This is a genomic window from Myxococcus sp. AB025B (genome assembly GCF_006518215.1).
Classification (GTDB): Bacteria; Myxococcota; Myxococcia; order Myxococcales; family Myxococcaceae; genus Myxococcus; species Myxococcus fulvus.
On sequence record NZ_SRLW01000280.1, the window covers coordinates 1 to 13028 of the forward strand.

Here is a 13028-nt window from a genome sequence, read left to right on the forward strand (position 1 = left end):
ACCCGGGACAGCGCGGGCACGCTCGCGGTGGGTCCCGCTCGGCCCGACGAGGCGCGGGCGGCCGGCTCCCAGGCCCCCGTGGACAAGGCCCCGTCCACGCCACCGGAGGACCGCCGGGGCGATGACGGCGATGCCATCGCGCGCGCCCGCGCGCCTCTCCCCAACGCATCCATTGGCGACGCCCGAAGCGGTGACAGCGGCGCGGCCCCACGGAGGTCCGAAACCAGCCCTCCTCGGCCCGACAAGACCGCACGAGCACCTGAGGCCCCTCCAGCGGATTCCGACCGAACCGACGGAGCCGTCGCGCGCGCGACCCCGGCCCCGAAGGAAGCCATCATCCGAGCCGCGCCCCAGCGCGACACGAACACCCTGACCGCGGACGCGCCGCGCCCCGATACTGCGGGTGCCCTGTCCGCCCAGCCTCGCGATGACAGCCCGAGCGGGGAGCTGGCCGACACGCGAGCCCTCACGAACCGTCCACCTCCGGCCGACGCGCCCCTCATGGCGCAGGCCCCCAGCGAGAACACTCCGTCAACTGAGTCTTCCGACGTGCCGCGACAGGCTCCACACGGTGACATCCCTCGCGCGGCGCCCACCGACGCGCGGCGCGAGGGCGCACGCCTGCTGCTCGCGGCCCGGACCCAGCGCGTCTCCGCGTGGCGCAGCGAGGAACAAGCGCCCCGGGAGCGCGAGCTCCGAGGCGCCCGTGAGCCCACCTCCCCCCAGGCGCTCGTCGAGGAGCTGGTCGCCGAGGGCGTCGGCCGGGGCAAGGTGGACCGGGGACTGGTGCATCCCTACTTCAGCCAGCTGGGCAAGACCCTGCTGGGCCTCTGGGACGCGGACCGCGCCGTGAAGGAGCATGGCCTCCAGGGCTACTTCGACATGGGCCTGGAGCGCAGCCGCGCCTACGGCCGCGTGTGGGGCGAGCGCGCCGCCAACTACGGCGCCACCGGTGCCTTCGCCGCGAACAAGCCCCCCGAGGAGGACCGTCGCCGCCCCGCGAGCCAGGTCGGAGACCCGACGCTGCGCATGCGACAGGAGCTGCGCGAGAAGATGCGCGAGGAGTTCCGGGCCACGCGCCGCGCCCTCATCCGCGTCGTGCAGGACCCGCAAGGACGCCTGCTCGACGTCGAGCTCGTCGAGCCCAGCCACCAGCCCGAGGTGGACAACGAGGCGATGAAGGACGTCCGCGCCGCCGCCCAGAAGCTCCCGCCCCCTCCCGCCGAGGCCGTGGGCAAGCGCGAGCGAATCACCAGCCTCTGGGAGTTCGAGCTGATCCTCTCCATCAGCCCGCCCATCCCCGTCTTCACCTTCGAGTTCGACGAAGCGCTCGGCTTCATCGACACGCGCCTGCCCCTGGACAAGCGCATCTACAAGCGCGTGCGGCTCGTCGAGCTGCGCTGAGCCGCTAGAGACAGTCGATCAACCCGTCATAGAGCGTGGTGCTGGTGCCGGGCAGCGGCGCGTTCATCGGCTCCGGCCCGGACAGCGCCTTCAACAGCGCCGCCATCGTCGTGCCCGGCACCAACGGGCTCGTGCAGGCCCACGTGCGCGCCTCCGTGGTGATGGCCCCCGACCTGGCATCGATGTGCTCGTAGCTGCCGCCGAACACCCAGAGGCACTGACCGATGACGCCCGAGCGCTGCCCCACCGAACACCGGAACACCACCGTCTCGATGTTGCTGTAGTCCCCCTCGCAGAACGTGTCCCCACAGATGTCATCGAAGTTCTTGCGCAGGTTGGCGCGCAGCTGGAACCAGGCGCGGAAATCCTCCTCGGAGCTCAGGTACTCCACCACGTCCACGAACGGCCCGTGCTCCTTGCCCGGAACGAATGCTCCCGGAAGCCCACGTGCCCCCGCCAACGTCGACAGCCCCAACAGCGACAACAACCCCCACGAACGAATCCGCATCACGACGACCTCCAGATGGTGCCGTTCCACCCCACCCGGCCGTGACACGCTTTTCAAGTAAAGCGGTGTTCACAATCTATCCAAGATGACGTGGAGTGACGCCTTCCAGAAAGGCAGGCCGGCATGCCGTCACCTCTTCGTCGTGTTTCCGAAGTGCTGGTGTCCACCCTCGTCACCGTGTCCCTGGGACTGCTCGCGGGCTGCGGCGAGGGGTACTCCGAGGACGACCCGTTCGGCGAGGCGCAGCGGGCGCTGCTCGACGGGGTCGGCTCGACGGCGGCGCGCGCGGCGCTCACGAAGCGGTGGGCGCCCATCCACTACCAGGACGTGGACGTGACGGGCTCGCACTCGCTGGGCGGCAAGTCGGACTTCCTCACGCGCGTGGACTTCGACGGGGACTGGAGCGGGACGAACAACTGGGACAACACGGGCTCGCGGCTGTTGTCCGCGCACGCGTACCAGTCCGTCGTGGAGACCAGCTCGCACTGGTACCTGCTCTACCTGTTCTTCCACCCGCGCGACTGGTCCGACAACATCTTCGACGGCGAGCACGAGAACGACGGAGAGGGCGTGCTGCTCATCGTCCAGCGCGACGGCAGCGAGTACGGCGCGCTCGTGGGCGCGGTGACGGTGGCGCACAAGGACTTCTTCTCCTTCGTTCCCACCGGCAGCCCGCTCGGCTCGGGCGCGGAGAGCGTGGACGGCACGCTGTCGCTCGCGGCCTTCGAGGGCGTGCTCCATCCGATTACGGCGCAGGAGGCCAAGGGCCATGGCCTCAAGGCGTGGCCGGCCTACGACATCGTCGGTGACGGCGTGAAGTACTTCCCCTCCCTCACGCTCGCCGAGCAGCCCGCGTCCGCCACCGCCGCGGACGTGCGCTACAAGCTGCTGGACTTGTACGGCGGCGAGGGGCTCTGGCAGCGCCGCGAGCTCTCCACTCTCTTCTCCGGCTGGGGCACCTTCCGCGGCGACACCAGCGGCGGCTGCGGGCTCGTCGCGGGCAACTGCTCGTCCAACTCCGCCAACGCGCCGTGGGGCTGGGACGACGGGAACGACGGCCCGGTGCTGCGCGGAGAAATCGCCACCGACCCGGCGAAGCTCGCCGCGCACTACTTCAGCCCGTCGTCACAGTTCTCCCGGACGTACACCTTCAACCCGTACCAGGGCATCGGCACGGACCCGAACCAGCCCTGAGCTCCAACCCCCGAGGAGCGGAGGACACCGCCCCGCTCCTCGGTGGGGCACCGTCAGGACGCGCGGCTCTTGCGCGCCACCGGACGACGCGCGCGGCTGCGCACGGGCGTGGTGGGCGCGTTGCCGTAGACGCGGTCGTAGTCCTTCATGCTGCGGCGGATGACCTCGAGCGCCTCGGGGCGGTCATACACCTCCGCGATCTCGACGCTGCGCTTGCCCTCGCCGGGAATCTGCTTGTAGGTGAGGAAGTAGTGCTTGAGGCGGTCGAGCAGCGGGCGCGGCAGCTGCGCGATGTGCTGCAGCTCGCCGTAGACCAGGTCGGACTCGAGCACGGCGATGATCTTGTCGTCCGCCTCGTCGCCGTCGACCATCCGGAACCCGCCCACCGGCACCGCGCGCACCAGGAGGTTGCCGTTGCTGACCACCTTCTCCGTCAGCACGCAGATATCAATCGGGTCGCCGTCGCCCTTGATGTCGCGCATGCCCGTGCGCTCGGCGCAGCGCTTCGCCACCAGCTCGTCGCAGTAGGTCTGCGGGATGAAGCCGTACAGCGTGGGGCACTGGCTGCTGAAGCGCTGCGGGCGGTCCAGCATCAAGATGCCCGACTCCTTGTCCAGCTCGTACTTCACCGCGTCCGTGGGGACGATTTCGATGTACGCGGTGACGACCTCCGGAGCGTCGTTGCCAGGGGTGATTCCGTGCCAGGGATGAGATGCGAACGACTTCTGAGGTGCGGGCTTCTTCATGTAGGTACGTCTCCCGAGCGTCGACACGCCTCGGAGTAGAGTTGCGCGACCGCGTCCTCCAGCTGGCGCGTGAGCGCCTCGCGGTCCTGAATCGTCAGGCCTTGCGTGGTGATGGGCGCTCCCACCGCCAATGCCACGCGCTGTCCCCACCGCACCGCCCGTCCTCCCTTGGGAAGGATGAGCCGCGTCCCTGACACGGCCATGGGCACCACCGGCACGCCCGCCTGGATGGCGAGCGTCGCGGCCCCCTTCTTGAACGGCCGCAGCCGGCCGTCCTCACTGCGCGTGCCCTCGGCGTAGAAGAGCACGCTCACCCGCTCGCGCAGCGCCGTCACGGCCTCCTCCAGCCGGGCCCTGTCCTGACTGCTGCCGCTGCGCACCACGGGGATGTTGCCCGCCAGCCGCAGCGCCGAGCCGAACACGGGAATCTTGAACAGCTCCGCCTTGGCCACGAAGCGCGTGTGCTTCTCCAGGTAGGCCAACCCCAGCGGCGCGTCGTAGTGCGACTGGTGGTTGCACACGAAGACGACGTGGCCCTCCGTCGGAATGTGCTCCAGGCCCACCGCCTCGTGACGCACGCCCGCCGACGCCAGCACGCCCTGCGCCCAGAGATTCAGGAGCTTGTCCGCCTCCCGGTGCGCGCCGGCCACCGACAGCGCCGATATCGCCGACGACGCCGCGCCCGTCAGCCCCACTGCTGAAACACCCGCGAACGCTGTCCGGACGATGTCTCGAATCACACGAACTCGTGGGCGGGGAACAGGAGCACCTCCGAGATGCGCTGGACCCCGAGCAGCAGCATCAGGATTCTGTCGAGCCCCACGGCGATGCCCGCCGAGGGTGGCATTCGACCTACCGCGTCGAGGAACCGCTCGTCCAGAGCATACACGGAACGTCCCAGTCTGCGCCGCAGGTCCTGTTCCTCGAGCAGGCGGGCGCGCTGCTCGGCCGGGTCCGTCAGCTCACTGAACCCGTTCGCCAGCTCCAGCCCCTTCGCGTACAGCTCCACCCGCTCCGCCACCGCCGTATCTCCGGGCTTGAGCCGTGACAGCGCCGCCATCGACGCCGGGTACTCGATGAGGAACGTCGGCCGGTCGAACCCCAGCCCCGTCTCCACCCGCTGCAGGAACAGGTGGAAGAACACGTCGTCGAAGCTCTCCGCGTCGCCCGTCCGCACGCCGATGGCCTCCGCCGCCCGCTTGAGCGAGGGCCCGTCCGAGTGCACGCGGATGTCCACCCCGGTGGCGCGCAGCACGGCGTCGCGCACGGTGAGCCGCTCGTAGGGGGTGCGCGTGAAGAAGGCCGGGTCCGCGCCTGTCTCGCCCTCCGTGGCCGAGCGCCCCGCCTCCGCCAGCGCGCCCTCCAGGTCCGCCATGATGGCGTGGTAGTCCGCCTGCGGCCGGTAGAACTCCAGCATCGTGAATTCCGGGTTGTGCGTGGTGGAGACCTCGCCGTTGCGGAACACCTTGCAGAGCTGGAACAGGGGGCCGGCCCCGTCGGCGAGCAGGCGCTTCATCGCGTACTCGGGGCTGGTGTGGAGGTAGAGCGGGCGCTCGACGCCCACGTTCGTCTCCGGGACGAAGCGGGCCTCGAAGGCGTTGATGTGCGGCTCCATCCCGGGGGTGGGGATGAGCAGCGGGGTCTCGACTTCCAGGTAGCCTTCTGCCGCGAAGAAACGTCGCAGGGCGGAGTAGAGGGCCTGGCGTCCGCGGGCGGCCCGCCATTGAGAAAGGTTGGGCATGGGCGGGCCGGAAGTAACATGAGGCCCCACATGCACCCAAGGATTCCCCTCCTCCTCGCAGTCGCCTGCTGCCTGAGCGCCTGCCACAAGGCGCCTCCCGCCGACAACCGGCCGCCTCCGACGGAGGAGCAGCTGCTGACGGCGGACGTCCGAGCCCTGGCCTCACGCGCGGAGACGCTGCTCGAGGCCCAGCACCGCCTGGTGTGGGTGTTCTGGACCGAGGGCCGCCACGTGGACGTCTCCGGGACGTACGCGGGGCAGGAGGACCTCTTCACGCTCGACAACATCCGGAAGCTGGACCGGCTGCGCCAGCTCACCCAGGACCCGCGCGAGGTGCGCGCCCTCACCGCGCTGCACTCGCACTTCGCGGGCGAGTACCTGTCGCACGCGCTCGCCGAGCACAACGACGCGTCCGCCAACCTGGAGGCGTCGCTCACCTTCAACCTGGACGGCAAGGAGCTGCGCTACCGGGATTTGGAGCGGCTGCTCGCCAACGAGCGCAGCGGCAATCGGCGCAAGGCGCTCTACGCGGCGGCGACGCCCGCGCTGGAGCGGCTCAACCAGACCCTGCGGCGCAAGGAGGAGGAGGCTGAGAAGCGGGTGAAGGAGCTGGGCTTCCCCTCGTACGAGGCCTTCGGCAGCGAGCTGCGGCAGGCGGACCTGGGCAAGCTGAGCGTGCTGGCGGAGGAGATCCTGCAGGCCACGCAGGCCCCGTACCGCGTCGTCATGGAGCGGCTGGCGCAGCGCGAGCTGAACCTGGCCTTCAAGGACATCACCCGCGCGGACATCCCGCGGCTGTTCCGCTCGCGTGAGGTGGAGGACGCGTTCCCCAAGGGCGTGTCGCTGAAGAAGGCGCACGAGACGCTGGCGGGAATGAAGCTGGACCTGTCGACGCAGAAGAACGTGGAGATCGACGAGCGCGACCTGCCGAAGAAGAACTCGCGGCCCCTGGCGCTGGCGGTGCGCGTGCCGGAGGACGTGCGGGTGTCGTTCAAGCCGGGCTCGGGGGTGCTGCACCAGGCGCGGGTGCTGCACGAGTTCGGGCATGCGCTGCACGCCGCCTTCACCGCGGAGACGCGCTTCGAGCTGGCGCGGCTGGGCAACCCCACGGTGGGCGAGGCGTACTCGTCGCTCTTCGAGGACCTGCTGGAGGACCCGGTGTGGCTGGAGGAGCACGCGGGCCTGAGCGGCGAGGAGCGCGCGAAGTACCTGGCGACGTCGAGCGCGCACAAGCTGTACCTCATCCGTCACGCGGCGGGCCGGCTGCTGTACCAGCTGGAGCTGCACCGGCGCGCGGACGTGGACCCGAGGGAGCTCTACCGGGAAGTCATGTCGCGCACGGACGACATCCCGATGACGACCGAGGACACGGCGCGCTACCTGGTGGACCAGGAGGACTTCTTCCAGTCCGCGGACAGCTTCCGCGCGTGGTTCCTGGCGGGGCAGATTCAAGCCCAGCTCAAGGCGCGCTTCGGTCCGTCGTGGTGGCACTCGCCGGAGGCGGGTGAGTTCCTGAAGACGCTGTGGGCGAAGGGCAACGCGCTGTCCGCGCGCGAGGTGGCCCAGGCCATCGGCGAGCCGGGCATCGAGCCGGACGTGCTGCTGCTTCGCCTGGGCACCACGCTGCAGGTGCCCATCCGGTTGGACCTGAAGTCGGAGGACACCGTCAGCGCGCCCGGGCCGGAGGGCACGCCCACGGCGCAGGATGCGACGACGGAGGCCCCCGCCGCCGCGGGCCCGGGCCAGTAGCACCCCATCAACGACAAGGGCCCCCGCGCTCGAAACAGAGGACGGAGGCCCGGGTGTCGCGTCAGCGACGCTGAGGACTACAGGAGCTTCATCAGCTCCGCGCGCTTGGCGTTGTACTCGTCATCCGAGAGCACGCCCGCGTCCTTCAGCTCCTTGATCTCCTTCAGGCGCTGCGCGGGGCTGCGCGTGTCGGCCGGGGCCGCCTGCTGCGCGGGCTCCGGAGGACGCTGCTGCTGCTGTTGCTGCTGGTTGTTCATGTTCATGAACTGCTGGGCCATGCCGAAGCCCATGCCCATGCCCATGCCGCCCAGCGCGTTGCCGCTGCTCTCGCCGCCCTTGGCCATGCCCTCGGCCGCGCCGAGCATCGCCTGCCCCTGCGCGTACTGCTGGAAGCCGCCGGCGAGGCGCGAGTACGCCACGTCCTTGCCCAGCTTCTTCAGCGTCGCCTCGTCCTCCTCCTTGATGCTGACGTGGAAGTTGCCCATCCGCACCACGGTGAGCCCGTAGTCGTCCACGTGCGGCTTGAGGCCGGCGATGACCTCCGTCTCGATCTCCTCCGTGTACGCACCGCTCGTCACGTCGAGCAGCGGCCAGCGCTTCTTCACCAGCAGCTCGGCGATGCGGTCGCGCGTCACCTTGAGCACCTGGTTCTTGAACCAGCCCAGCAACGCCTCGTTGTTGGAGCGGCCCATGCCCACCAGGCCCACCACGAGCTTCTCCGGGTCCGTCACGCGGATGGAGAAGTCGCCGTACACCATGGTGCCGATGCCCAGGCCCGTCTCCGGGTCGCGCACGTCGCCGATGGGGCCACCGAACTTGATGCCCGGGAACTCACGGACGGAGACGAAGAAGACCTCCGCGACGAACAGGTTGCCGCCGGTGAACTTCTCCAGCAGGCGCGACAGGAACGGGATGTTGTTCGAGTCGAGCTGGTGACGGCCCGCCCCCAGCTTCCCCTCCACCTTGCCGTCCTTGACGAAGAGGGCGACCTCGTCGGCGTCCACGGTCAGCTGGGTCAGCATCCGGATGTTGTTCTCCGGATACTTGTAGATGATCTCCCCCTTCGCCGTGTCCGCGCGAGCGATGAAGTTGCGCTTCGCCTCACCCTTGATGGTGTCGAAGATACCCATTGCTAGTCAGCGCCTCCGTGGCCGCCGTGGCGGCCGGCAAATCCGCGCCACCACCCGACCCTCTCTAAGAACATGGCCCCCGCGACGAAAGCGCGCCCGCTTTCCGACCGGCTGCCCTGCCTGCAACATGCCAGTTTCACTGGCCATTGCCTAGCCGCTCGCCCACCGGGCGGCCCTGTGTCTGATGCCCGGTCAACGGCGGCGTTCCAGCCCTTATTTCAGCCCCAGCGGCTGACCAGGCGCTCCCGGTCCAGCAGGCGGATGCTCGCCCACAGCAACACCCCGTCGAGCACCAGGACCACCGCGCCCTGGAGCGCGTAGTACAGGAAGCCCGCCTTGAGGACGCCGGCCACCTGCCCGCCCACCATGCCGACGAGCGGCAGGACCACGAGCGCGGAGATCTGCTGCGCCATGCGGGCCTCGCTCACCCGGGCGGAGATGAGCACCGCGACGCCGTTGCCGAAGAACGCGAACAGGGGCGCAATCACCAGCACGCCGAAGGTCCACAGCGCGTTGGGCATCAGCGGCCCCTGCACGAGCGGCCACGCGACCAGGTCCACGCCCACGCAGAACAGGATGAAGGCCACCCAGGTAATCACCACCGCGGGCACCAGCGACGCCAGGCTCTTGCCCGCCACCAGCTCCGCGGCCGTCACCGGCGAGGCGAGCAGCGGCTCCAGCGTCCTGCGCTCCTTCTCCCCCGCCACGCTCTGCGACGCGATGAGGATGGGCACGAAGATGGGCATCACCAGGAACAGGCCGAACCAGTCGGTGAGCGTCTTGTCGATGAGGAAGCGCGCGGCCGACGCGCCCAGGGGCAGCGTGGGGTCATAGAATTGCGCCACGCTGCGCAGGTCCGCCTGGTTGGGCGTGTGGACGTACGTCCACACCACGACGATGGGCACCGTCACCATCACGGTGGGCAGCACCGCCATGGACACCAGCAGGCCCACGTTCTTGCGCAGGTCCAGGAAGTCCTTCCAGAACACGGCCAGGGCCCGGCGCGGACGGAATGCCACGGCTACGCTCCCCCTTCGCGAAGCAGGTCCAGGTACACCTCTTCCAGGGGCCGCTGCGCCGGCACCGCGCTGTGCACCCGCGCGCCCGCGCCGACAAGGCACGCCAGCACGTCCGGCGCGTGCGAGTCATCCGCCAGCATGACCCGCAGCCGCATGCCCTCCGTCAGCACGTTGGGCGCGAAGGGCAGCGACGCGAGCACGTTGCGGTAGCGCTCCGCCTCGCCCTCCACGCGCACCTCCAGCGCCTGCCCCGCGCGCCGCAGCTCGCGCACCGGCCCCATCAGGAGCAGCCGCCGCTTCACCACCGCGACGCGCTCGCACAGCCGCTCCACCTCCGCCAGGTTGTGCGAGCACAGGACAATCGTGCGTCCCTCCGCCGCCAGCTCCGCCACCGCGTCGCGCACCGTGCGCGCGGACTCGGGGTCCAGGCCGCTCGTCGGCTCGTCGAGGAAGATGACCTTCGGGTCGTGCACCAGCGTGCGGACGATGGCCAGCTTCTGGCGCATGCCCTTGGAGAAGCCGCCCACCGGCTCCAGCTCGCGGTCACCCAGCCCGAAGCGCGCCAGATAGTGCCGGGTGCGAGGCCACGCCTTCGCCTCGTCCAGCTCGTGCAGCTTCATGAAGAAGCGCAGGTTCTCCCGCGCGGTGAGCCTGTCATAGAGACCGGGTTGCTCGGTGAGCAGTCCCACCACCTTGCGCAGCGCCTCGCCTTCCCGGTCCACCCGGTGGCCCCACACGGACACCTGCCCCTCGCTGGGAGTCAGAAGGCCCGTGAGCATGCGCACCGTCGTCGTCTTCCCGGCGCCGTTGGGGCCGAGCAGGCCGAACACCTCGCCCGGCCGCACGTGGAAGGTGAGCCCCTCCACGGCGACGCGCTCGCCGAAGCGCTTGCCCAGCCCCTGGACGTCGATTCCGCTCAATCGATGGTCACCAGCACGAACTTGTTGTTGATGTCCCGGTCCACGGGCGTGACGACCTTGTCCGGGCCTACCGCGTTGCGCAGCGTGGCGAGCATCTTCTGCTCGGCGAGCACCCACTCGCGTCCGGGCCGGGCCACCAGCGAGCGCAGCTTCGCGTTGTAGTCCCCGCTGCGGTACTGCTCCACGGTGTTGCTGGAGTAGAGCGTCTCACCGCGCCAGTTCATCAGGTACGCGACGATGGGCTCCCCTTCCTGCCGCTGCGCGTAGTAGCGCCAGAACAGGTCGCGCTGCGTCCAGTGGTGGGACAGGTCCACCCAGTGGTTCCAGTTGAACCAGAGCGCGAAGCCCGCGGCCAGCATCCAGAAGGTGCCGAACAGCATGGTGCGCGCGCGCATCAGCGTGGCCACCACCGCCATGGCTCCCGCCACCGCGAAGACGAAGCCCAGCGCGCCCTTGACGTTGACCGGCTCCGACAGCGAGCGCAGCAGCGAGTCCTCACCGGCCGGCGCCTTGAACCCGCGCACCGCCATCACCACGCCCACGACGGCCACCACGCCGGCCATCAGCTGCAGCGACGAGCGGCCCTCCGGCTCCGACTTGAGCGACTGCCACCCGAGGAACGCGGCCGCCGCCACCACCGCGACGCCGATGAGGCCCGTGGCGGACACCTTCGCGCCGGAGGCCACCGCGGTCAGCGTGGCCGCGCCTGCCAGGAGCAACAGCAGCGCGACGGCGCGCGAGCCCGGCGTCACCTTCTCCCGCGTCCTGGGCGAGAAGGCCTCGAAGGAGAGGTAGACGCCGAACGCCAGCAGCACCAGCGTGACGAGGTCGCCGGTCCACAGCGCGCGCGAGAAGAAGGCGATGGGCCGGGTGACGAGGTCCTGGGGATAGGGGCGCTCGTAGTTGTAGACGAACAGGTCCGTGAAGTTCTTCGGGTTCTCCGCCAGGTCCTTGCCCACGAGCACGAAGAGGACCAGGCCGAAGATGAGGCTCACCGCGTGCGTGGGGATGCCGTCCTCCCACAGCCGGTCGATGAACAGCGCGATGAGCACCGCGAGGCCCGGCAGCACGGGGAAGACGTAGTGGTGGAACTTGGTGGCGCTGGAGGCCAGCAGCCAGAAGGCGAAGGCCACCCAGATGACGGTGATGAGCGCCAGGTGGTCCGACTTCTTCTCCGAGCGCAGCTTCAGCTTCGCCACGACGGAGAACGCGCCGGGCAACAGCGCCACCCAGGGGAAGATGCCGAAGCCGCCCTGCTCGATGAAGTAGATGAACGTGCCGCCCGGCGTGGTGGTGTGCACGCCCGCGGTGAGGCGGTTCAGGTGGTCGTGCACGAAGAAGCGGTACCAGAAGAGCTTGCCCTCGTCGTCCACGCTCTTGAAGAGCGACATCACGACGTACCAGGGCGCGGCCACCGCGAAGAACACCAGGATGCCCGTGCCCAGCTTCATCTTGAACATCTGGCCCCAGAGCACCGGCATCGGCTGGCGCCCCTCGCGCACGTCCTTGCGGAAGCCGCCGTCGGTCAGCCAGCGCAGGTGCGCGTCCAGGCTCGCCCCGTCCCACGGGATGACGGCCAGCGCCGCGTAGAGCACCAGGATGACGGCCGGCAGCCCCACGCCGAGCAGGCCCTTGGCCAGGGTGGACAGGCCCGCGAAGAAGTAGAAGCCGTACCACCACGCGGCGCGGTGCTTCGTCGAGTCATCGAGCTGACCGATGAGCGCGCACGCCATGGCGCAGACGAAGGTGGTGACGAAGGGCGTGTCCGTCACCGTCTGACGGGTGAGCAGGAAGTACAGCGGCATGGTGGCCAGCACGAAGCCGGTGGCCAGGCCCGCGCGGCGGCTCACCACGCGCGACACGGCGAGCGACAGCAGCGTCACCGCGGTGATGCTCAGGAGGACGAAGGGCACGCGCATGCCCCACTCGGTGTACAGGCCCAGCGCGCCGCCGGACTGCACGGTGCCCACCACCTGCATGCCCAGCGCCTGCATCCACATGGTGAGCGGCGGCTTGGAGAAGAACCACGCGTTCTCCCAGAAGGGGAACACGTAGTCGCGCCGGACGATCATCATCCGCGCCACTTCGCCGTAGTGCGTCTCCCAGCAGTCCCACAGGCCCACCGCGCCCAGGTACGGAAGGAAGAGCAGGGCCGCGAAGAAGGCCGTGGACGTCACCACGCGCCAGGTGGTCGGCAGCGCCAGCCAACGCCGCATCCAGGGCGCGGAGAGAAGCTCCTTGCCGAGGATGGACTCGGCGAAGGTCTGCGCTTGCTGCTGTTCCTGCTGTTCGCCGTCGCTCGCCACGGGTGATGGGCTCCTTGAGTCGTTTCGGGCGGTTGCCTGCGCATCACGGGCAGGACGCGGCCTTATAACCCCGCCACCCCCGCCGGTCGACCTCCGCCGGAGGCACACCGTGAGGGAGCTTGCGCGCCATTGTGCAGGAGCCTGCACGGAAGAGGGAGGCCCACATGCCGCGAGCCCGGGGAGCGGCCAGGGGCACGGGCCTTGTAACGGCCGCCTCCGTCCGGTTCGCGGAGGCTCCATGCTCGTGTCAGCGGTGACGTTGGGTTGTGCCTTGTTGCTCGCTCAGTGGGAGGGAGCGCCCCCCGCCGGGC

General features: G+C 69.6%; 11 protein-coding genes. 3 read left to right on the plus strand and 8 right to left on the minus strand.

The genetic code is table 11. The annotated features are described in order from the left end of the window. The first annotated feature begins 549 nt into the window (after positions 1–549). Positions 550–1404 carry an energy transducer TonB gene (locus tag FL311_RS33660; RefSeq protein ID WP_228557262.1) on the plus strand — a complete coding sequence of 285 codons (855 nt, stop codon included), beginning with the start codon at positions 550–552 and terminating at the stop codon, positions 1402–1404. A gap of 4 nt (positions 1405–1408) precedes the next feature. Here FL311_RS33660 and FL311_RS33665 read toward each other — a convergent pair whose 3' ends face one another. Next, positions 1409–1912, minus strand: a complete 504-nt coding sequence (locus tag FL311_RS33665) for a hypothetical protein (protein WP_141331771.1) — start codon at positions 1910–1912, stop codon at positions 1409–1411. A gap of 159 nt (positions 1913–2071) precedes the next feature. Between FL311_RS33665 and FL311_RS33670 the strand changes: the two genes are divergently transcribed. Next, positions 2072–3106, plus strand: a complete 1035-nt coding sequence (locus FL311_RS33670) for a hypothetical protein (protein ID WP_228557263.1) — start codon at positions 2072–2074, stop codon at positions 3104–3106. 53 nt (positions 3107–3159) lie between these two features. On the opposite strand, the gene FL311_RS33675 is transcribed toward FL311_RS33670, so the two are convergent. The 3 genes from FL311_RS33675 to epmA are packed head-to-tail and all read right to left on the minus strand — an operon-like array spanning position 3160 to position 5593. Then, on the minus strand, positions 3160–3852 hold the full coding sequence (locus FL311_RS33675) for an inorganic pyrophosphatase (RefSeq protein WP_141331755.1): 693 nt from the start codon (positions 3850–3852) through the stop codon (positions 3160–3162). Further along, positions 3849–4592: a 1-acyl-sn-glycerol-3-phosphate acyltransferase gene (locus FL311_RS33680; RefSeq protein WP_141331757.1), complete on the minus strand. Its 744-nt coding sequence runs from the start codon at positions 4590–4592 to the stop codon at positions 3849–3851. The genes FL311_RS33675 and FL311_RS33680 overlap by 4 nt, the downstream gene beginning before the upstream one ends. Beyond that, positions 4589–5593 (minus strand): EF-P lysine aminoacylase EpmA, encoded by a 1005-nt coding sequence (gene epmA / locus FL311_RS33685; protein WP_141331759.1) that lies wholly within the window; start codon positions 5591–5593, stop codon positions 4589–4591. Before epmA ends, FL311_RS33680 begins: the two co-directional genes overlap by 4 nt. 30 nt (positions 5594–5623) lie before the next feature. Between epmA and FL311_RS33690 the strand changes: the two genes are divergently transcribed. Further along, a complete protein-coding gene (locus FL311_RS33690) occupies positions 5624–7342 on the plus strand; it encodes a chromosome segregation protein SMC (RefSeq protein WP_228557264.1) in 1719 nt (572 codons plus the stop codon). 77 nt (positions 7343–7419) lie between these two features. Here FL311_RS33690 and FL311_RS33695 read toward each other — a convergent pair whose 3' ends face one another. From FL311_RS33695 to FL311_RS33710, 4 genes are all read right to left on the minus strand, one after another. Then, the gene (locus FL311_RS33695; RefSeq protein ID WP_141331763.1) at positions 7420–8472 is read right to left on the minus strand and encodes an SPFH domain-containing protein; all 1053 of its coding nucleotides are present in this window, start codon (positions 8470–8472) and stop codon (positions 7420–7422) included. Between the two features lie 218 nt (positions 8473–8690). After that, entirely contained in the window at positions 8691–9491 is an 801-nt protein-coding gene (locus FL311_RS33700) for an ABC transporter permease subunit (RefSeq protein ID WP_141331765.1), read from the minus strand. 2 nt (positions 9492–9493) lie between these two features. Next, entirely contained in the window at positions 9494–10411 is a 918-nt protein-coding gene (locus FL311_RS33705; protein WP_141331767.1) for an ABC transporter ATP-binding protein, read from the minus strand. Next, entirely contained in the window at positions 10408–12717 is a 2310-nt protein-coding gene (locus FL311_RS33710; RefSeq protein ID WP_141331769.1) for a glycosyltransferase family 39 protein, read from the minus strand. The genes FL311_RS33705 and FL311_RS33710 overlap by 4 nt, the downstream gene beginning before the upstream one ends. Positions 12718–13028 lie beyond the last annotated feature (311 nt).

Coding starts and splice junctions, on each gene's coding strand:
- epmA (WP_141331759.1), bottom strand. CDS start 5,593: ATGCCCAACCTTTCTCAATGGCGGGCCGCCCGCGGACGCCAGGCCCTC.
- FL311_RS33695 (WP_141331763.1), bottom strand. CDS start 8,472: ATGGGTATCTTCGACACCATCAAGGGTGAGGCGAAGCGCAACTTCATC.
- FL311_RS33675 (WP_141331755.1), bottom strand. CDS start 3,852: ATGAAGAAGCCCGCACCTCAGAAGTCGTTCGCATCTCATCCCTGGCAC.
- FL311_RS33690 (WP_228557264.1), top strand. CDS start 5,624: ATGCACCCAAGGATTCCCCTCCTCCTCGCAGTCGCCTGCTGCCTGAGC.
- FL311_RS33665 (WP_141331771.1), bottom strand. CDS start 1,912: ATGCGGATTCGTTCGTGGGGGTTGTTGTCGCTGTTGGGGCTGTCGACG.